The organism is Cobetia sp. 4B, assembly GCF_018831605.1.
Classification (GTDB): Bacteria; Pseudomonadota; Gammaproteobacteria; order Pseudomonadales; family Halomonadaceae; genus Cobetia; species Cobetia amphilecti.
Window position 1 is genome coordinate 2,755,017 of sequence record NZ_CP059843.1, and the last position, 20,551, is coordinate 2,775,567.

General features: G+C 62.5%; 18 protein-coding genes. 12 read left to right on the forward strand and 6 right to left on the reverse strand.

The features are described from left to right. The first annotated feature begins 9 nt into the window (after positions 1-9). From araD1 to H2O77_RS11365, 10 genes are all read left to right on the forward strand, one after another. Positions 10-1,023, forward strand: a complete 1,014-nt coding sequence (gene araD1, locus H2O77_RS11320) for an AraD1 family protein (protein ID WP_215823096.1) — start codon at positions 10-12, stop codon at positions 1,021-1,023. 146 nt (positions 1,024-1,169) lie between these two features. Next, positions 1,170-2,168, forward strand: coding sequence for a TRAP transporter substrate-binding protein (locus H2O77_RS11325; protein ID WP_215823097.1), 999 nt, complete (start codon positions 1,170-1,172; stop codon positions 2,166-2,168). Positions 2,169-2,206: 38 nt separating this feature from the next. Further along, positions 2,207-3,241 carry an amidohydrolase family protein gene (locus H2O77_RS11330; RefSeq protein ID WP_215823098.1) on the forward strand — a complete coding sequence of 345 codons (1,035 nt, stop codon included), beginning with the start codon at positions 2,207-2,209 and terminating at the stop codon, positions 3,239-3,241. 68 nt (positions 3,242-3,309) lie between these two features. Beyond that, positions 3,310-4,353 carry a TRAP transporter substrate-binding protein gene (locus H2O77_RS11335; RefSeq protein WP_215823099.1) on the forward strand — a complete coding sequence of 348 codons (1,044 nt, stop codon included), beginning with the start codon at positions 3,310-3,312 and terminating at the stop codon, positions 4,351-4,353. A 145-nt stretch (positions 4,354-4,498) separates the two neighbouring features. After that, complete coding sequence (locus H2O77_RS11340) at positions 4,499-5,203, forward strand: TRAP transporter small permease (RefSeq protein ID WP_215823100.1); 705 nt, start codon at positions 4,499-4,501, stop codon at positions 5,201-5,203. Next, positions 5,200-6,480: a TRAP transporter large permease subunit gene (locus tag H2O77_RS11345; RefSeq protein WP_084208304.1), complete on the forward strand. Its 1,281-nt coding sequence runs from the start codon at positions 5,200-5,202 to the stop codon at positions 6,478-6,480. The genes H2O77_RS11340 and H2O77_RS11345 overlap by 4 nt, the downstream gene beginning before the upstream one ends. A 129-nt stretch (positions 6,481-6,609) precedes the next feature. Next, positions 6,610-7,662, forward strand: coding sequence for a TRAP transporter substrate-binding protein (locus H2O77_RS11350; protein WP_215823101.1), 1,053 nt, complete (start codon positions 6,610-6,612; stop codon positions 7,660-7,662). 84 nt (positions 7,663-7,746) lie between these two features. Next, positions 7,747-8,682, forward strand: a complete 936-nt coding sequence (locus tag H2O77_RS11355) for a YncE family protein (RefSeq protein WP_215823102.1) — start codon at positions 7,747-7,749, stop codon at positions 8,680-8,682. 43 nt (positions 8,683-8,725) lie between these two features. Further along, positions 8,726-9,790 (forward strand): amidohydrolase family protein, encoded by a 1,065-nt coding sequence (locus H2O77_RS11360; protein WP_215823103.1) that lies wholly within the window; start codon positions 8,726-8,728, stop codon positions 9,788-9,790. Between the two features lie 42 nt (positions 9,791-9,832). Then, entirely contained in the window at positions 9,833-11,413 is a 1,581-nt protein-coding gene (locus tag H2O77_RS11365; protein ID WP_215823104.1) for an aldehyde dehydrogenase (NADP(+)), read from the forward strand. 128 nt (positions 11,414-11,541) lie between these two features. Here the strand turns inward: H2O77_RS11365 and H2O77_RS11370 are convergent, their stop codons facing one another. Further along, the gene (locus tag H2O77_RS11370) at positions 11,542-12,462 is read right to left on the reverse strand and encodes a LysR substrate-binding domain-containing protein (protein ID WP_215823105.1); all 921 of its coding nucleotides are present in this window, start codon (positions 12,460-12,462) and stop codon (positions 11,542-11,544) included. A gap of 204 nt (positions 12,463-12,666) precedes the next feature. Between H2O77_RS11370 and H2O77_RS11375 the strand changes: the two genes are divergently transcribed. Beyond that, positions 12,667-13,608 carry a DMT family transporter gene (locus H2O77_RS11375; protein ID WP_276315202.1) on the forward strand — a complete coding sequence of 314 codons (942 nt, stop codon included), beginning with the start codon at positions 12,667-12,669 and terminating at the stop codon, positions 13,606-13,608. 187 nt (positions 13,609-13,795) lie between these two features. Here H2O77_RS11375 and H2O77_RS11380 read toward each other — a convergent pair whose 3' ends face one another. From H2O77_RS11380 to H2O77_RS11395, 4 genes are all read right to left on the reverse strand, one after another. After that, positions 13,796-15,079 carry a TRAP transporter large permease gene (locus H2O77_RS11380; protein ID WP_215823107.1) on the reverse strand — a complete coding sequence of 428 codons (1,284 nt, stop codon included), beginning with the start codon at positions 15,077-15,079 and terminating at the stop codon, positions 13,796-13,798. Then, positions 15,076-15,705, reverse strand: a complete 630-nt coding sequence (locus H2O77_RS11385; RefSeq protein ID WP_215823108.1) for a TRAP transporter small permease subunit — start codon at positions 15,703-15,705, stop codon at positions 15,076-15,078. The genes H2O77_RS11380 and H2O77_RS11385 overlap by 4 nt, the downstream gene beginning before the upstream one ends. Before the next feature lie 3 nt (positions 15,706-15,708). Beyond that, entirely contained in the window at positions 15,709-16,683 is a 975-nt protein-coding gene (locus H2O77_RS11390) for a TRAP transporter substrate-binding protein (protein WP_215823109.1), read from the reverse strand. A gap of 871 nt (positions 16,684-17,554) precedes the next feature. After that, positions 17,555-18,040: a MarR family transcriptional regulator gene (locus H2O77_RS11395; protein ID WP_024952529.1), complete on the reverse strand. Its 486-nt coding sequence runs from the start codon at positions 18,038-18,040 to the stop codon at positions 17,555-17,557. Between the two features lie 133 nt (positions 18,041-18,173). Between H2O77_RS11395 and H2O77_RS11400 the strand changes: the two genes are divergently transcribed. Further along, positions 18,174-19,043, forward strand: a complete 870-nt coding sequence (locus H2O77_RS11400) for an EamA family transporter (RefSeq protein WP_215823110.1) — start codon at positions 18,174-18,176, stop codon at positions 19,041-19,043. A 150-nt stretch (positions 19,044-19,193) separates the two neighbouring features. On the opposite strand, the gene zigA is transcribed toward H2O77_RS11400, so the two are convergent. Continuing rightward, positions 19,194-20,450 carry a zinc metallochaperone GTPase ZigA gene (gene zigA, locus H2O77_RS11405; RefSeq protein ID WP_215823111.1) on the reverse strand — a complete coding sequence of 419 codons (1,257 nt, stop codon included), beginning with the start codon at positions 20,448-20,450 and terminating at the stop codon, positions 19,194-19,196. Between the last annotated feature and the right edge of the window lie 101 nt (positions 20,451-20,551).

Genomic DNA, 20,551 nt, shown 5'->3' on the forward strand with positions numbered 1-20,551 from the left:
GAAGCCATCATGAGACTCGTCCAACTTCGCACCGCCAATGGCCCGCGGGTCGCCGTGGTCGAAAGCCGCGACCAGCTGCGCCTGCTCGACTTCCCCGGTGGCACCTATGAGCTGGCCACCCGCGCCATCGAGCTGGGCATCGGGCTCAGCGCGCTGATCGAACAGCACTACTCGCACACCTTGGTCGACTACAAGCAGGCGATCGATCGCCGCGAACTGCTGCCGCCGGTCACCCACCCCGACCGCGCGCGCTGCACCGTCACCGGCACCGGCCTGACCCACCTGGGCAGTGCCGATACCCGCGACGCCATGCATGCCGCCGCCCAGGCACAGAGCGAGAATGACGCCAACGTCACCGACTCGATGCGCATGTTCCGCATGGGCCTCGAAGGCGGCAAGCCCGCCGCGGGTCAGGTCGGCACGCAGCCGGAATGGTTCTACAAGGGTGACGGCAGCATCGTGGTCGCGCCGGAAACCGCGATCAGCGTGCCGGCCTTCGCCGAGGATGCCGGCGAAGAGCCCGAGCTGGTCGGCCTGTACCTCAACGATGCCAATGGCCAGCCGCACCGTATCGGCTACGCCGTGGGCAACGAATTCTCCGACCACATCACCGAGCGCGCCAATTATCTGTGGCTGGCCCACTCCAAACTGCGCGCCTGCAGCTACGGGCCTGAGCTGCTGATCGGCGAACTGCCCCAGCACCTGGAAGGCACCAGCCGCATCACCCGCGAAGGCCAGACCCTGTGGGAGAAGCCCTTCCTGACCGGTGAGGCCAACATGGCCCACAGCCTGGCCAACCTGGAACACCACCATTTCAAGTACGCCCAGTTCCGCGCGCCCGGAGACCTGCATGTGCACTTCTTCGGCACCGCCACGCTGAGCTTCGCCGATCAGATCAAGGTGCAGGAAGGGGACCGCTTCGAGATCGAACTGCCGGCCTTCGGGCGCGCGCTGCGCAACCCGGTCGCGTTCGAGTCCCACGACAACCAAGCGGAGCAGCCATCCGCCATGGCAGTGCTGTGAACACTGCCGATCAGCACAACAAGTAGAGCAAGGATCAGGGTCTTGAGATTTCCGCCATCACACGGCCCTGATCCCGGCAGCACCAGCAGCACCAGCGTCAACACGCCGCCAACGCATCACGACAATAACGAGAAAAGGGTTTCGCCATGACAACCTCACGCCACCACACCACCGCCACCCTCCTGTCCGCCGCCCTGCTCAGTTTGGCGATGACAGGCACCGCCACTGCCGCCACCTCGCTGACCTTCGCGCATGCCCACCCGGTCACCGATTCGCAGCATCTGGCCGCCGAGCGCTTCGCCGAACGTCTCGCCGAGCGCAGCGCGGGAGAATTGACGGTCAAGATCTTCCCCAACGGCCAGTTGGGCAATGACCAGGCGATGATTTCCGGTGTCCGCAGCGGCACCATCGACCTGGAGCTCTCCGGCAATCCCTATTTCAGTGGTCTGGTCAGCGAACTCAACGTGCTGGACCTGCCCTTCCTGTTCGACACCCGCGAGCAGGCCTATCAGGTACTGGACGGCGAGGTCGGTCAGGACCTGCTGACTGCCATGCAGCCGCAACAGATCGAAGGGCTCGCCTTCTGGGAAATCGGCTTCCGCAACCTGACTAACTCGCGCCGCGCGGTAGAGACCGCCGATGACATCAGCGGCCTGACGCTGCGCACCACCCCGAACCCGGCGCATATCGCCGCCTTCCAGGCCCTCGGCGCCAACCCGACCCCGATGCCCTTCGCGGAGCTTTATACCGCGCTGGAAACCCGCACCGTGGATGGCCAGGAGAATCCGGTCAGCCTGATTCGCTCCGCCAACCTGTATTCGGTGCAGGACCATCTGTCGCTGACCGCGCATGCCTATACCGCCGCGCCCTTGATCATGAACAAGCAAAAATTCGACAGCCTCGCCCCCGAACTGCAGACGCTGATCAAGGAAGAAGCCCGCGAAGCGGCCCGCTATCAGCGCCAGCTCAATCATGACAATGAACAGGGCGACCTGGCCTTCCTCGAGGAACAGGGCATGCAGGTCGTGCGCGAACCCGATACCGCCAGCATGCGGGCCAAGGTCGCCGAGCCGGTGCGCGCCGAGTTCACCGCCAAGCACGGCAGCGAGCTGCTGGAACGCATCGACGCCGCTCTTGCCCACTGATCACGCTCGCCTGATTCGCCACTGGAAGGAAGCTCGCCATGCTCTCTGACTCACTCCAATCCCCGGTGATGCCTGCGTCTCTTGCCGAACTGGGCGAGCAACGCGAGCGCTATCTGGCCACGCAGCAGGATGATGACCTGCCGCTCATCGATGCCCACATGCATGTCTGGGACCCGACGCGCAATTACCACCCCTGGCTGTGCGATGAGCCGATGATTGCCTTCCGCTACGGCGACTATGCCGCGATTCGTCGCCCCTACCTGCCCGCCGAGCACCTCAAGGCAGCGGGAAAGGCGCATCGCGTGATGGGTTGCGTCTACATGGAAGCGGAATGGGCACGGGGCGATGCGCTCAAGGAAGTGCGCTGGGTCGAGGAGACTGCCCGCGAGACCGGCTGGCCGAATGCCATGATCGCCCAGGCCTGGCTGGATCAGGACGACATCGCCGAGCAACTCGCAACGCTGTGTGAGCCACGTGCCCCCGGAGGCAGCCTGGTCATGGGCGTTCGACACAAGCCGGCCGCGTTGGAACGTCACGATCCGAGGCTTGCCACCCACGCCATGCCCGGCTCGCTGCGCTGCCCGCGCTATCAGTACGGCGTCAGTGAAGTCGCGCGTCGTGGGCTGATCTTCGAGCTGCAGGTGCCCTGGTGGCACCTCGAGGAACTGCTGCCTCTGCTGGACCGCCACCCCGAGATGCCGGTGGTGATCAATCACGCCGGCGTGCCCGGTGATCGTCATCCCGACACCCTGCGTCAGTGGTCACGGGCCCTCGCCAAGGTCGCCGCCTGGCCACAGGTGATGATCAAGTTCTCGGGGCTTGGCATCGCGGGTCAGCCCTGGCGGCTGGAAGACAACCGTGAGGTCTTTGCCATCGTGCTGCGCCATTTCGGGGTCCACCGCGTGATGTTCGCCAGCAACTTCCCGGTCGATGGGCTGGTGACCTCACTCGATACGCTGCTGCAGGCCTTCAAGGACCTCAGCCGCTCCTTGAGTCCCGAACACCGCCTCAAGCTGTTCTGTGACAACGCCGTGCACCGCTACCGCTTGAACGCTACCGCCAGGCCGGAATGACGACGACCGCCACGACAGCGATTGCCATGAGAACAGCATCTATAACAACAACTTGCAAGGAATTCGCCATGCTTACCCGCCACGCCCTGTCCCATAAAGCTCTGTCCAACAAAGCCCTGATCAAGACAGGCCTGCTCAAGACAGTCTCCGCGCTGGGACTGATGCTGACCTTCGCGACCACTGCCCACGCCGAGATCACCGCGCGCATGGGCACCAGCCTGCCGGATGCCCACCCCCAGACGCTGGGGGCCAAGAAGTTCGCAGAGCTCGTCGAGGAAAGATCGGACGGCGAGATCACCGTCAAGGTGTTCTCCAACGGCATTCTGGGCAACGACGTCAACATGACCTCGATGCTGCAGTCCGGGACCCTGGATTTCACCGTACCGTCCACCGCGACCCTCAGCAGTCTCAATCCTGACTTCAACATCGTCAGCCTGCCCTTCCAGTTCGATGACAGTGCACATGCGGACGCGGTGCTGGATGGCGAGGCCGGCCGAGCCCTGCTCGCAAGTCTCGATGACAAGCAGCTGGTGGCACTCGAGTACTGGGAAAACGGCTTCCGTCACATGACCAACAGCCGCCGCCCCATCGAGACGCTCGAGGACATCGAAGGCCTCAAGATTCGCACCATGCAGAACGCGCTCTACATCGACCTCTTCAATGGGCTGGGTGCCAATGCCGTGCCCATGTCGGTCAATGAGCTGTTTACCGCCATGGAAACCCGCACGGTGGATGGCCAGGAAAACCCCTACACCGTGATCGACGCCAAGCGCTTCTTCGAGGTCCAGAAGTATCTCTCGCGCACCGCGCATGCCTATGACGCCCTGGTGCTGGTCGCCTCGGCAGGCTTCATGCAGTCACTCGATGAGGCGCAGCGCCAGCTGGTCCGCGAGGCCGCCCGGGAAGCCACGCTCTATCAGCGCGAACAGAGTCGCGCCCTGAACGAGGAGCTGCTGAGTGCCCTTGAGAAGAAGATGGCCGTCAACGTGGTCGCGGACAGTGAGCGCCAGCGCATGCGTGAGGCTCTGGCACCGGTGATCGAGCAGCACACCCAGGCGCTTGACGCAGACGTGGTGAAGCAGTTCCAGGCTGCCCTGACCGACGCGCGCTGAACACTTTCATCAGCGCCTGTGTCATCGGTCCCTGACATCAGTCCCAGCCACCGACACGCGGCAGCGCCCTTTTCGCTGCAACCAGAGGGGCGCAATGACAGCGCTGCCGCACCGTCATCGAGATGCCTCCTTCGGGGATGACACCATGAACAAACTGACCCAAGAGATGCCGTTATCCATGTCGATCAAACCGCCCTCTGCCACGCACGCCGAGTCCCGCAAGGCCGCTGGCGCTGCGCAGGACACGGCAGCTCCGCAGGACAAGACAACTGTGCAGGAAAAGACAGCCCCGCAGGACACGGCCGCCCCCTCGAGCATTGCCGACGGCATCACGGCGCTGTTCAAGGGACTCGAGAAGACCCTGACCCTGCTGATGGTGCTGGCGCTGGTGGCGATGATCGTACTGGTGTTCGTCAATGTGGTGCTGCGCTACGGCTTCAACAGCGGTATCTCGATCAGTGTCGAGCTGTCCCGCTTCCTGTTCGTGTGGGTCACCTTCATGGGCGCGGTCACGGCGCTGATCCGTCAGGAGCACCTGAGCGTCAATACCTTCGCCGACAAGCTGCCTGCGGCCATGCGCGCCGGGCTTGATCGGCTGGTGACCCTGGCGATGCTCGGCTGCTGTCTGATGCTGCTCAAGGGCAGCTATGCCCAGACGGTGCTCAACTGGAGCAACCTCTCTCCCATCAGCGGCATTCCGGTCGGTGTCTTCTATCTCGCCGGCCTGATGGCGGGCGTGCTGATGTCCCTGATTCTGCTCTGGCGTCTGCTGACGCCGCTGACACTGCATGCTGTCACGCCGCGCGTCGCGCCGAGCCACGCCTCTGATTCGCAAGGAGATACGCCATGACCATCGGGCTCTTCCTCGGCTCCCTGCTGGCCGCCATCGGCCTGAGCCTCCCCATCGCCTTCGCCCTGCTGGTCAGTGCCATCGTGCTGATGCTGCATCTGGATCTGTTCAACTCGCAGATCCTGGCCCAGAACCTCGTCAATGGCGCCGACAGCTACACCCTGCTGGCCATTCCCTTCTTCCTCACCGCCGGCGAAGTGATGTCGCGCGGCGGGCTTTCCCAGCGCATCGTCACGTTGGCGATGTCACTGGTGGGCCACCGCAAGGGCGGGCTCGGCTTCGTCGCCATCTTCGCCGCCATCGTCATGGCCAGCCTGTCCGGTTCCGCCGTCGCCGATACCGCGGCGCTGGCCAGCATGCTGCTGCCGATGATGCGCAAGGCCGGCTACCCGCTCGGCCGCTCCTCCGGCCTGATGGCCGCCGGTGGCATCATCGCGCCGATCATCCCGCCCTCCATTCCGCTGATCATCATCGGGGTCGCCGGTGGCATCTCTATCGGCAAGCTGTTCCTCGCCGGTATCGTGCCGGGGCTGATCATGGGCGTGACCCTGGTGGTGATGTGGCTGTTCATGACCCGCAAGGAAGATCTGGTGGTCACGAAGAAGGCTAGCGGGCGTGAACGCCTCAAGGCACTCAAGGACAGCTTCTGGGCCATCATGCTGCCGGTCATCATCATCGGCGGCATCAAGAGCGGCATCTTCACCCCGACCGAGGCCGGTGTGGTCGCGGCGGTCTACGCCATCTTCGTCGCCACCGTGGTCTACCGCGAACTCGACCTCAGCCAGCTCTACGCCGTGCTCGCCCAGGCCGCCCGCAGCACCGCCATCGTGATGTTCCTGGTCGCCGCGGCGATGGTCGCCTCCTGGCTGATCAGCATCGCCCAGCTGCCGCTGATGGTGGCCGGACTGCTGCAGCCGCTCGCCGATGACCCGCGCATCCTGATGCTCGCCATCATGGGCATCGTGCTGGTGGTCGGCATGGTGATGGACCTGACGCCGACCATTCTGGTGCTCACGCCGATCCTGATGCCCATCGTCAAGCTGGCCGGTATCGACCCGGTCTACTTCGGGATCATGTTCGTTCTCAACTGCGCCATCGGCCTGATCACCCCGCCGGTCGGCAACGTGCTCAACGTGATCACCAGCGTCGGCAACCTCAAGTTCGAGAAGGCGGTCAGTGGCGTCGCGCCCTTCGCCCTCGCCTATGTGGTGATTCTGCTGCTGTTCGTCGCCTTCCCGCAGATCATCACCGTACCGCTTTACTGGATGACCGACTGACCCCGTGACAACCACAACTACGAAGCCGCAAAGGAAGACTGAAAGAAGGCAAGACGCCAACGACACGCCAATTGCTTAGACAGTCGCAAACAAAGACAGCCGCCACAAAGACAACAAGAGAGCCATTCAATGACACCCATGATCAAGACGACCCTCGCCAGCCTGCTGTTGATCGCCCCTCTGAGTGCTGCCCATGCCCAGATGACGCTTAAGCTGGCCCACGCCGCCCCGACCACCGATACCCAGCAGCAGGCGGCCGAGCGCTTCGCCGAGCTGGTCAAGGAAGGCACGGATGGCGAGATCACCGTCAACATCTTCGGCAATGGTGTGCTCGGGGGCGACCAGCAGATGATCGCCGGCGTGCGCAGCGGCACCATCGATATCGAGATGTCCGGCAACCCCAACTTCGCGGGTCTGCAGCCGGCGCTGGGCGCTTTCGATCTGCCCTACATCTTCCCGGACCGCAAGACGGCCTATCAGGTGCTGGACGGCAAGGTCGGCGACGATGCCCTGGCTCTGCTCAAGGAAGACAACCTCAAGGGCCTGGCCTTCTGGGAGGTCGGCTTCCGCGCGATGACCAACTCCAAACACCCGATCAAGACCCCCGCCGATGTCGATGGCCTGGTGATGCGCACCAACTCCAACAAGTCGCTGATAGAGGCCTTCTCGTTGCTGGGAGCGAATCCGGTGCCGATGCCGCTGGGTGAGCTCTACACCGCGATGGAAACCGGTACGGTCGACGCGCAGGACCACCCGATCAGCATCGTCTGGTCGGCGGGCTTCTATGAGGTCCAGGACTACCTATCACTAACCAACCAGGCCTACACCTCGCTGCTGATGGTGATGAACGACGACAAGTTCGAAAGCCTGTCACCAGAATATCAGCAGGTACTGGTAAGCGCGGCGCGCGAGGCCGGCGATTATCAGCGTGAACTGAACGCGAAGAACGAGCAGAAGATTCTCGCTGAGCTGGCCGACAAGGGCATGAAGATCGAGACCGACGTCGATACCGCCGCCTTCCAGAAAGTCGTGCTGCCAACCTGGGACAGCTATATCGCCGCCAATGGCCGCGACTGGATCGATGCCATTCAGGGCGCCAGCCAGGCCAGCGCCGATGTCGATGTTGATGCCAAGGTCGAGCCGCAAGTCACGCAGAAGACCACGGCAGCCGTGACGCAGTAACGCCCATTCGTTCTATCGCCTGCTTACCTGTCACCCAGCGAGGGCATGCGCCCTGACGGCACCCTCGCTGATTGGAGAAATGTCATGTCCCGAGACGTTCTGCTGCTCAACCAGAAATGCGCACACACCCTGAGCCTGTTCGACGCCACCAGCGGCGAGGAACTCCACCACCTGCGCCTGCCGGATTACCCGCATGAGTTCGTGGTGGATTCCACCGGCCGCTACGCCTTCGTGGGTCACTACGGCATCCTCGGTGCCGACTGTATCGGCGACCAGGGCGGCTGCTCGGTATTCGTGGTCGATCTCGAGACCTTCACGCTGGTCAATACGCTCAGCACCTGGCCGTACTATCGCATCCACGGTCTGGGCATCGATGACCAGGACCGCCTCTACGCCATGAGCGAAGGCCACAACACCCTGCTGCTGTTCAACACGCCCCTGACCCAGACCACGCCGGATCTGGCCGTGTCCTCCGGTGGCTACAAGACGCACCTGTTCGCGCTCACCAAGGCCGGCGACTGGGCCTACGGCATCAATCTGCTCAGCACTACCATCACCAAGTTCAAGCCCCACGATGCCACCTTCACGCCCATCGCGATGATTCCGGGCCGCAAGCCGGAGGGCAACAGTCTGTCCGCAGATGGCCGTACCCTCTTCATCAGCAACCGCGATGACGACAGCATCGTGGCGGTGGATACCGAATCGATGACCGTGCGCGCCTCGGCGACCACTGGTCGAGATCCCAACCGCATCTACCGTGACCCCAAGGGGCGCCTGATCACCACCAATTACGGGGAAAGCTCGCTGTCATTGTTCGATGAGGCGCTGGCGCCACTGGGCACCATCCAGCTTGAGGCGATTCCCATCGCGATGAGCTTCCATCCGGATGGCGAGCAGGCCTTCGTCTCGCTCAAGGGCGATCGCATCGCGGTGCTGGATCTGGAGAGCGGCCAGGTACGCAGAAGCTTCGCGACACGCGCCGAGCCGGACGTGTCCTGCCTGCTGGTGCGTGACCACTGAGTCAATCGGCACTTGATGCTTCCAACCAGGACACGAGCCAGTCATGACGGATACCACATTCAGGCACGAGCCTTCACACAGCCAGCCGCTGATCGATGCACACCATCACTTCTGGGCACTGGATGGCCAGGTGGCGTACCCCTGGTTGGAAGAGTCACCGGTGGAGAACTTCTTTCTCGGCGATTACGCCGCGATCCGCCGACCCTTTGTGGCCGCGGACTTGAAGCGCCTGGTGCCTGAGGGCTTCCGGCTGGTGGGCAGTGTGCACTGTGAAGCTGAGGCCGCACGCTCGCAGGCACTGGAAGAGACGCGCTGGATCACCCGACAGCAGGCCACTCATGCACTACCCAGCGCGCATGTCGGCTGGGCCGCCTTCGGCACTGACGAGTGCGCCGCACAGCTGGACGCTCAATGTGAATCGCCGCTGTTTCGCGGCGTGCGCGCCAAGCCGATCACCGCTGCCACGCCGCAGACCCGCCAGTCGGTGTCGGGCACCAGCGGCAGTCTGCAGGACCCGCGCTGGTGCGAGGGACTGGCGCTGCTCAAGGAGCGTGGTCTGAGCTGGGACCTGCGCGTGCCCGCCTGGCATCTTGAAGAGGCGGCCGCGACGCTTGAGGACTTCCCCGGCTTGCGCGTCATCCTCAATCACAGCGGCCTGCCGTGGGATCGCACGCCGCAAGGCCTCGCCCAGTGGCGCGCAGGCATGCGGGCGCTTTCTGAGAACCCGAATGTCGCCGTCAAACTATCGGAATTGGGCACGCCCTGGCATGCCTGGGATGCCAGGGCCAATCGCGAGCTGCTGTGTGAAGTGCTGGATATCTTCGGTGCCCAGCGCTGCCTGTTCGCCAGTAACTTCCCGGTCTCCGGCCTCAAGGTCAGCTATGGCGACTGGCTATCGCTGGTGACCAGCGCCATTGAACAGATGACGAGCGCCGACCTGCGCCAGCACACCCTCGACAAGGTACTGCACGACAACGCCATTCACTGGTATCGGCTGGCGATTGCCACTATCGCATCGCCTACGGATGCTGCCGATGTCCCCAGCTCCACCGCTACTACACCTTCTATTACGTCCTCTACTGCAACCCATACGACACCCACGGCCTGACTCAACCTGCCTCAGGGCTTCACTTATCAAGGAGAAGACACGATGTCACTCAACGGTCATCAGCTTATCGGACAACGCAGCTTCGCCGCTCAGGGCGAGGCGATCCACGCCATCAATCCAGCCACGGGTGAGCGTCTGGAGCCCGCCTATCCGGGTGCCAACGCGAGTACGGTGGAAGAGGCCTGCCAGCTGGCCAGTCAGGCCTTCGACGCCTATCGCGCCACGTCGCCCGACGCGAGAGCCGTCTTCCTCGAGACCATCGCCGAGGAAATCGATGCACTGGGCGATACCCTGACCCAGCGCGCCATGCAGGAGACCGGCCTGCCCGAGGCACGCCTGAACGGTGAACGCGGCCGCACCTGCGGGCAGCTCAAGCTGTTTGCCAAGGTACTGCGCCGCGGTGAGTGGCAGGATGTGCGAGTCGACCCTGCGCTGCCGGAACGTGCGCCCCTGCCGCGTGCCGACCTGCGCCAACGTCAGATCCCGCTGGGCCCGGTGGCCGTCTTCGGGGCCAGCAACTTCCCGCTGGCCTTCTCGGTGGCCGGTGGCGATACCGCTTCCGCGCTGGCCGCGGGCTGCCCGGTGGTGGTCAAGGGACACTCGGCCCACCCGGGCACCTCGGAACTGGTCGGTCAGGCCGTGGCGCGCGCCGCCAAGCGTTGCGAGATGCCGGAAGGCGTCTTCTCGCTGCTGCTCGGCCCGGGCAATGAGGTCGGCCAGGCGCTGGTCAAGCATCCAGAGATCCAGGCGGTCGGCTTTACCGGCTCGCGCAGCGGCGGCACCGCTCTGCTGGCCCTCGCTCAGGCGCGCCCGCAGCCAATTCCGGTCTATGCCGAGATGAGCAGCATCAACCCGGTCATCCTGATGCCGGCCGCACTGGAAGCCCGCGGCGAAGCGCTGGGCAGCGCATTCGTCGGCTCGCTCAACATGGGCGCCGGTCAGTTCTGCACCAACCCGGGGCTGGTGCTGGCCATCAAGGGCGAAGCATTGGAGCGCTTCAAGCAAGCTGCCATTCCCGCCATCCAGGCAAGTCCGGTGCAGACCATGCTGACGCCGGGCATCCACAAGGCCTATGCCGAGGGCGTGGCGAGCCTGTCCTCACAGCCCGGCATCACCTGCCTGGCCAGTGGCGAAAGCGACTCGCCCATCGCCAGCCCCTGCCAGACCCAGCTGTTCAGCACCCGGGCGAGTGACTTCTTGGCCAATGAGGCCATGCAGGCGGAAGTCTTCGGCTCCAGCTCGTTGATCATCGAATGCGATGATCTCGCTCAGCTCAAGCAGGTCTGCAGCGCGCTGGAAGGCCAGCTGACCGCCACTCTGCACCTGGATGACGCCGATCACGATGCCGCACGTCAGCTGCTGCCGGTGTTGGAGCGTCGCGCCGGACGCATCCTCGTCAATGGCTGGCCGACAGGGGTCGAAGTCTGTGACGCCATGGTCCACGGTGGCCCCTGGCCCGCCACCTCCGATAGCCGCACCACCTCAGTCGGCACCGCCGCGATTCACCGCTTCCTGCGCCCGGTCTGCTATCAGGACCTGCCGGATGCCCTGCTGCCGCCGGAACTCAAGCACGACGCGCCCTCCGACATCAGCCGACTGGTGGATGGAGTGCGGGAGGGCTGATACCCCGCCATTGAACAAGGTGTAGTGCAGTTCACGCCTGCCAGAAGTGCCACCCCACGGGGTGGCTCTTTCACGTTCAGGACTCATGTCTAGACACTGTGCTCAAGGCTCATGTTCAGACATTCTGCTCAGTCCTTCTGCCTAGTCACACCGCCCTCCCCAGCCTTGGCGATCAGCCAATCCCGGAACAATCGCGCGGAGGCCGAGAGCGGTCGATCGAGATCAAACACGAGATGCTCCGCGAGGCCGGTGATCGCGCGCTGATCCGTGACACGTACCAGCTCGCCCTTGGCGATGGCGTCCGCCGCCATGAAGTCCCACGCCAGCCCGATGCCGGCGCCTCGTTGAATGGCGGCGTAGGTCAGCGTCAGCTGATTGAAGGTGATGTCAGACTTGGGCGCACGGTAGCGAATACCGAAATGGGCGAACCAATGAGACCAGTCCATGCAGTTCCAGGAGGAGTCCAGCTGAATCAGCGGCCGCTGGGCCAGCTCTTCCAGCGAAAGTCCCTGCTCCTTGATTACATCCGGGCGCGCCACCGGATAGATATCTTCGTGAATCAGCGGCGTGGCACCCAGAGCTGGCCATTCGCCGTCGCCATAGAGGATCGCGAGATCATGGTCCGGCACCATGCTGGCATCCATCTCGTTGCAGGCGTGGATGTGCACGGTGATATCGGGATGCTCGGCGCTGAAGCTCAACAGGCAGGGGAACAGCCAATACTGGGAGACGGCATGTGTTGCCAGCACGCTGACGGTGTCAGGATGCTGCAGTGCGCGCAGACGCTGTCCAGCCATCTCGAGCCCTTGCAGCGCCGGGAGAATGTGCTGCTGGTAGAGCATTCCCGCATTGGAGAGCGTGACTCCGCGCGCCTTGCGCACGAACAGCGGCGTGCCAAGTGACGCTTCCAGCGCGCGAATCTGCTTGCTGATGGCGCTCTGGGTCAGGCACAGCTCATCGGCGGCGCGGGTGAAGCTTCCCAAGCGACTCACGGACTCGAAGGCCGTGAGTCCCTCCAGTGAGGGAAGATGGCGAAAACGTCCTGCCATGGGGGCTCCCTGTATTTGAAATTGTGTCTGTGTTCGTCATTGAGCTCGCGCAGATGGTTCCATGCAGCTCTTTCGCCTCACATTCCTTGATGGAATGTCTGGATGCGGAAAAGTCGCTGCTTCATCGCGAAGTAACGCATTAGAGTGGCCACTTGATCAAGACAAGGGCGACTCATCATGAAGAAAGCAATAGTCCATTCTGGCATGTCAGGCGCCCTCTGGGGAGGCGTCATCGTGTTGCCCTCACTGCTTGGCGACATCCATCCAGTGGTCATCAGCTGCGCGCGTTTCGGGCTCTACGGACTGTTTGCCGCGGCGATCGCGTTACCCCATGCTCGCCGTCTGTCTGCTCGCCTCACTGTGCGCGATACCCGCCTGCTGCTGGAGTTGGCGCTGACAGGCAATGTGGCGTATTTCATCCTGCTGACGGCGGCCGTTCAATATGCCGGCGTGGCCATCGCGGCATTGCTCAACGGGCTGGTGCCGGTGGCGGTGATGTTGATCGGGAGACGCCATATTCAGGCGAGCCGCCTGTCCGTGAGCCTGTCCCTGACGTTGATCGGGGTGGGAATCGTCTGCATGAACGTGCCTGCTCTGCTTCGCTTCCTGCAGGGGGCAGGAGAGTGGCAAGACCTGCTCGGCGTGCTGTGTGGCTCGCTCGGCGTGATGTCCTGGGCATGGTTCGCGCTGCGCAATGCCCAGCAGCTCAAGGCCGGTCGTTTTTCCGCGCGTGAATGGTCCACCCTGCAAGGCATCGCGACCGGGGTCGTGGCAGTGATGATTCTTGTGCTGGTCGCCGTCTTGCAGCCGCGGATATTGCCGCTGGAGCTCTCGTCTGAACGCTGGCTGGCCTTCGCTGCCGCAGCCCTGTTCATGTCGGTCGGTGGCTCCTGGATCGCCAATGCCCTGTGGAATTCCTCGGCCCAGCGCCTGCCGGTGTCGGTAGGCGGACAGATGATCGTCTTCGAGACCTGCTGTGCGTTGCTCTACGGATATCTGCTGGCATGGCAATGGCCGCAGATCAATGAAGTGCTGGGCATGCTGTTGATTCTCGGCGGTGTGATGTGGACGCTGCGCGCCGAGCAGCGTGTGCCCGGCCCTCGGGAGGTTGCGAAAGGCGTACCTGTTACGGGATCAGATCAGTGAAATACCCCGCCTGATGAAGCCTGGGTTGGCCGATGGTCACTCCCCGCACATTTCACTCACCTATTTCAGACACGCCAAGGCCGCCTCAAAGGGCGGCCTTGGCGTGTCTGGCGAGCAGTCTCCCTCACTGCCCTCTCAACCATTGCTCTCAGCCATAGCGCTTAACCATGGCGCTCAACCAGAGCTCTCAACCATAGAAGTGCTCGACAAGACTCATGGGAATCGCCGGCACGTAGGTGACCAGCATCAGCACCAGGAAGAGCACGAAGATCATCGGCAGATTGACCTTGGTGGTTTCCCACATGTCCGTCTTGGCGATGGAGCATGAGGTGGCCAGTACCGAGGCCACGGGTGGTGTCTGCTGACCGATGGCCAGATTGAGGGTCAGGATCAGGCCGAAGTGGATGGGGTCGATGCCGATCTGCTGGATCAGCGGCATCACGATCGGCACCACCAGGATGATAGCAGCGGCACCATGCAGGAACATGCCGAGCAGGAGCAGCAGGATGTTGAGCAACGCCAACACCGCCACCGGGTCCGTGGTGATCGCGGTGATCTCCTGGGCCAGCTGTTGCGGCAGCTGCATCTCGGTCAGGAACAGCCCCAGCACCGCGGATGTGGCGACCAGCAGCATCACGACGGAAGTCTGGATCACGCCATCGATCACCGCACGATACAGCACCTGCAGGTTCAGCTCACGATAGATCAGCCCCCCGATGACCAGTGCCGCCAGCACGGCGATGCCCGCGCCTTCGGTAGCGGTCACGAAGCCGCCGAAGATGCCGCCCAGAATGATGACCGGCAGCGTCAGGGCCCAGAAGGCCTCGCGGAACGCCTTGCCGAGTGTCGACAGCGAGAAGGCAGCCTCACGCGGCATGTCGTACTTGCGGGCGTAGTAATAGCAGAGCATCGCCAGCCCCAGGCCACCCAGAATCCCCGGGATGATGCCGGCGACGAACAGCTTGACGATGGACGTGTCCGCGATGGCCCCGTAGAGAATCATCGACAGCGACGGCGGAATGATGATGGCAAGCGACGCCGAAGACGACGTGATCGCCGCCGAGAACTGCGGCGTGTACTTGCGCTTCTTCATCTCGGGAATCAGCACCGAACCCGTCGCGGCCACATCGGCCACTGCGGAGCCGGAAATCTCGGCGAAGAACATAGATACCCCGACATTGACCATCGCCAAACCACCGCGCACGAACCCGACCATGGCCGTGACGAGGTTGATCAGTCGCATGGAGATGCCCGAGGTATTCATCAGCGCGCCGGCCAGAATGAACAGCGGAATCGCGATCAGCGGGAACTTGGTGGCGCCATTGAAGAGCGTCAGCGGCACGTTCACCAGCGCGTCCACGCCCATGAAGATCACCACTCCGACGACCCCGACGGTGCCGATGGCGACCGCAATGGGCACGTTGATCAACACCAATGCGAACAGCGCCGCGATAATGATCAGTAGCGTCATGAACGGTGCTCCTTGAGGTCTTGCTCGGCGAGACGGATAGCTTCCGCGATCTCTTCCTCTTCACTGTTGACGCCTGCACACATCTTGCGCCAGGCATGAGGCAGACTCAGCAGTTCACACAGAATGAAGAGCGCCGCACTGATCGGAATCACCGACTGGGTGACATCCAGACCGATGGTCGGCAAGGCGATTAGGGAGTCCCAGGCCAGCACGTCCAGCACCTGGTAACCGAACCAGCCCACCACGGCAAAGAATCCGATCACGATTAGCTCAGAGGTAATGAACAGCGAACTGCGCAGTGCGATGGGCGCCTTGGTGATCAGACCAGGGAAGCCCATGTGGGAACGCTTCAGAGCCGCCAGACCAGCGCCATAGAAGCTGAGCCAGGCCAGATTGATCGAGGCGACCTCGTCATACCAGGGCAAGGAGCCACCGAAGGTGCGCAAGGCCACCGCCGCCAGCACGATCACCGTCAGCGAGAGCAGCAACCCGACGGTGAATACTTCCAGGCAGCGTTCCACCACCCGATTGACTCTGTCCAGCAGCGTCACGTCAGCCGTGGCCGTCAGTCCTTCCCCACTCTCGGTGGGGAAGGTTGCCTTGGCCGCATGGGAATGCGAGCTCATGACTTACTCCTTGGCCAGTGCCATGGCTCGGTCAACCAGTGCCTGGCCACCGTCGACCTTATCGGAGAACGCCTGATAGACCGGCGCACTCGCGGTGACGAAGGCATCCCGATCCACCTCATTGACGGCCATGCCGCCCGCCTTGAGGCTCGCCAGCAGCTTGTCATCCAGTTCTGCCCCCTTGGCGAAGGCCCAGCTCTGGGTCTCGGCGGAGACATCGGCAATCGCGGCCTTCACGTCCTCGGGCATCTTGCCCCAGCCGGCCTGACTGCTGGTCAGCCAGATGGGCGAATAGACATGATTGGAGAGTGACAGGTACTTCTGGACCTCCTGGAACTTGGCGCCATCGATGTTGGACAGCGGGTTCTCCTGGCCATCGACCACCCCGGTCTGGAGTGCCACGAAGACTTCCGAGAAGGCCATCGGTGTCGGATTGGCGCCCCACGCCGTGAACATGCCGGTACGCCATTCGCTCTGCGGGGTACGCAGCTTCAGCCCGTCCAGATCTTCCGGCTCCACCACGGGATGTTCATTGTTGGTGATCTGGCGGAAGCCGTTCTCCCAGGTGGAGACCAGCTTGAGGCCCTTGGCCTTGGCATCCTCGGCCAGGTCCGTCATCACGATCTCGTCATCGATGCGCTTGAGGTGCTCGCGATCCTTGACCATGAACGGCATGTCAAACAGCGCAAAGCTTGGCGAGACAGACGACATCACCGAGGAAATCGCGGCCAGATCGACCGTGCCGAGGCGCAGCTTCTGGATCAGCTGGCGCTCATCGCCCAGCTGGCCACTGTGGTAGTACTCGACCTGATGCTCACCCCCGAGTCGAGCCTGCAGGCTATCGGCGAAATGTTGTGCAGTCTGGCCCTGCAGACTGTTGGGGCTACCACCGATGGCAAACACGATCTTCTCGGCATGCGCAGTGGTGGTACCCAAGGCGGCGGCTAACAGCGTGGCGGCAAGCATGGCTCGCTTCATTGTCGAATCCCTTTGATTGTTCTGTTATGGGGTATGGACGTATCGGGTCTGGCTTGCTGCTTGATCGCTCCGGACCTGAGTCTGTGTTGGCGAGACTGACTCACGTGCGTCACGTTCAAATTTCACCCCCCCAAGTGGACTGCAAACCATACCAGATGAAGCAAAACTTAGTCGCCCACCGCCGCATCGGTCAATCATAGCGCCGCAGAAATAGACCTTTGTCTAGCGAAACACGCAACAATCCTCCTTCCACAGCTTCATCTGGACTGGATGGCAAACCACATGCCGACATCAACCGTCTGCTGTCGTCAGCCGCCGTGTTTGGAGGTTTTTCAGGCCTGCAAAACCAAAAGCCCCGCCGATTTCCTCGGCGGGGCGTGCATGCGGACCAGAGACGTCAACGCCTCGAAATAGGGCGTAACTGAAGAACGAAGCTGAAGGACCAGGCTAGACGTCACTCAGTCACGGCGACCCCAAGCCACGGCGTCGTGAGGGTGCATACTTTCGACATGCCGCAGGTGGACATATGCCTCGCCCTCGGTGATCGCCAGCCATTGATCAACCTGCGTGCGGCGCCTTCGACGAACATCAGATTCTGACCATTGAGCGCCGCTTCTGTCACACCCCGGAGCTGATGACTATAGCCGCCGCCATCATCGGCGAAGACTCCACCACCGGCGGACTGCAGGCATCTTAGTGGCTGGGTGCCCCCACCGGCCCCACCATCGTGTGCCTGGCCACCCTGCTGTTTGCCCTGAGCAGTGCAGCGGCACGCATCTCACGCCTTATCTCACAGACCGGCAGCGAAGCGTCTCCTCAAGGGTGAGCTGGTGCATGCCCATACAGAGGCCCGATGGGTGCTGCACGATAGCTAGCGTTGTTCATCAGTCATCAGCTTGCGCAGCAGACAGGCAAGCTGATGTTGCTCATCACTGTCCAACGCACTCGCCATCCGGTGCTGATTCTCGACATGCGCTTCCAGAGTGGTGTCGATCAGATGACGCCCTGCTTCCGTCAGCGCGACGCGATTGCTGCGCCGATCCTCATCACTGGCCTGGCGCTGCAACAACCCTCGCTTCACCAGCTGATCTATCCGCGTGCTCATGGCACCGGAAGAGAGCATCAACGTCTGATACAGCTGAGTCGGGGTCAATGGCGCCTGTGAACGTCGCAGCGTCGCCAGGATGTCGAACTCGACAGTCGATAGGCCCTCCTTCTCGAATACCTGCTCCATCCTCGAGCCAAACACGCGACCTGCCCGACTGATACGCCCGAATATACCCATCGGCCGACAATCCAGATCGGGGCGAGCCTCCTCCCACTGCGCAAGAATGCGATCCACGGCATCCGTCATCATGAAACCTCCCATTTATCTTTCCAAAAAGATACTTTGATGACGGCGGTTTTGCGAGTACTCTCACCTCTATCTTTTCAGAAAGATACTTCAAGGAGAGACAAATATGCCATCTTCACACCTGAAGGTTGTCGCCATGACCGCCACGGCCCCGATCATATGGGGAAGTACTTACCTGGTGACACAGACCCTTCTCCCTGCCGACACCCCACTCACCGCAGCCACCATTCGCGCCCTGCCCGCGGGACTGCTGATTCTGCTCTGGACTCGACAGACCTTGTCGGGAGGGTGGTGGGTGAAAGCCATGGTGCTGGGCACTCTCAATATCGGACTCTTCTTTACCTGCCTGTTTGCCGCTGCCTACCGCATCCCCGGCAGCATGGCCGCCTTGCTGCTGGCAAGTCAGTCGGTGTGGGTTCTACTGCTGAGCCGCTGGTGGCTGGGGACAGGCTTCAGCATGACAGCCGCAATGCAGTGTGGACTGGGCATGGTCGGAGTGGTGCTGCTGCTCAATCCCGGCCAAGGTGGGCTGGACATGACAGGGGTCGGGATCGCGCTGATCGGTGCTGTCTCGATGGCCGCCGGCATCGTACTCAGCAAGCGCTGGCAACGTCCGCCCGACGTCAGTCAATTGAGCCTGACGGGCTGGCAATTGATCTTCGGTGGACTGTTGTTGCTGCCCCTGGCCGCCTGGTCGGAAGGCATACCGACCAATCTCGAGCTGCAACATCTGCTGGGCTATGGCTACCTGATCCTGCCGGGTGGAGTGCTCGGCTATGGCCTCTGGTTTGCCGGCATCCAGCGATTGCCCGCCTTTTCGGCATCACTGCTGGGTATCTTCAGCCCGCTGACGGCAACGGTGCTGGGTTTTGTGTGGATGGGCGAGTCATTCGGGCCCCTTCAATGGCTTGGCACTTTCTGCATCGCTTCTGCCCTGACATTCCCCCTCTGGGTATCGCTCAAGCGACGTAGCGCTCAGCCAAGCCGTGATGAGTTGACTCCATGACCCACCGGGGGAAACCGACGTGCATGGGCAGCCGGCCTTTAACGGGAAGGCCATCTCTGCAAGGAACGTAGAAACAGAACACCCCACTGATCGCGGATCAGTGGGGTGTCTAGGCGAGTGTCAGCAGATCAGAAACTCAGGTGCCGTCGCTCATTCCCAGACGGGGAACGGGTCCGGCAGGTCACGCCAGGCTTCTTTGCCCGCCAGCAGCGTGGCGTCATCGAGCAGACACTCATCCAGCGCCTGGCGGATACGGGCTTCATCCAGGTTCTGACCGATGAATACCAGCTCCTGGCGCATGTCACCAAACGGCTCCTGCCACTTTTCCCGGATCGACTCCAGATACTCGGGGTCTTCTGGCCATTCGACCTCCGGCACTGCCTTCCAGAACATGCCGCCGAACCCGTAGTGCGCGATGCCACCGGCCTGGTTCCACTGCCCCGCGAACTGCGGGCGCGTGGCCAGCCAGAAGAAGCCCTTGGAGCGCAGCAGCTTGCCACCGAACCAGTCACCGTGAAGCAGCTGGTGGAATTTCTCGGGATGGAACGGCACGCGCGCATGGTAGGAGAAGCTCGAGATGCCGTACTCCTCGGTCTCCGGCACGTGCTCGCCGCGCATCTCCTTCAGCCAGCCCGGTGCCTGCTGTGCACGATCGAAACTGAAGCGACCGGTATCCAGCACCTTGGAAAGCGGCACGGCGCCCCGCGCCATGGGCAGAATCTCGGCCTCCGGGTTGAGCGAGCGCAGCACCGCGCTCAGCTCGTCAAGCTGTGAGGCATCGAGCAGGTCCGTCTTGCTGATCAACAGCACATCACAGAATTCGATCTGATCGACCAGCAGGTCGGCGACATTGCGCTCATCGTCCTCACCGAGACTTTCCCCCACTTCCGCCAGTGCCTGCGCCTCGCGATACTGGGTGAGGAAGTTGGCGCCATCCACGACCGTGACCATCGTGTCGAGACGCGCGACACTGGAGAGACACTGGCCGTCCTCGTCCTCGAAGGTGAAGGTTTCCGCCACCGGCAGCGGCTCGGAAATGCCCGTGGATTCGATCACCAGGCAATCGAAGCGCCCTTCCTCGGCCAGTCGCCGTACCTCGATGAGCAGGTCCTCACGCAGCGTGCAGCAGATGCAACCATTGCTCATCTCGACCAGCTGCTCCTCGGCACGATTGAGCGTCACCTCGTTGTCCGCACCGGGTGCGCCACGCACCATAGCGGCATCGATGTTGACCTCGCTCATGTCATTGACGATCACCGCCACTCGATGCCCTTCGCGGTTGGCAAGGATGTGATTGAGCAGAGTCGTCTTGCCGGCACCCAGAAAACCGGACAGCACAGTGACTGGCAGAGCAGGAGGCAGTGAAGCGGGCCTGTCAGGAGAGGAAGTCGATTGCAGAGTTGTCATCAGTCTTTGCCTTGGATTCATGAGGGGGCATCACGCCGAATCAGGTGCTGCATGACGTCCATGAGGACTTGTCTCACATAGCCCTTGTCAGAGGCCTTGCA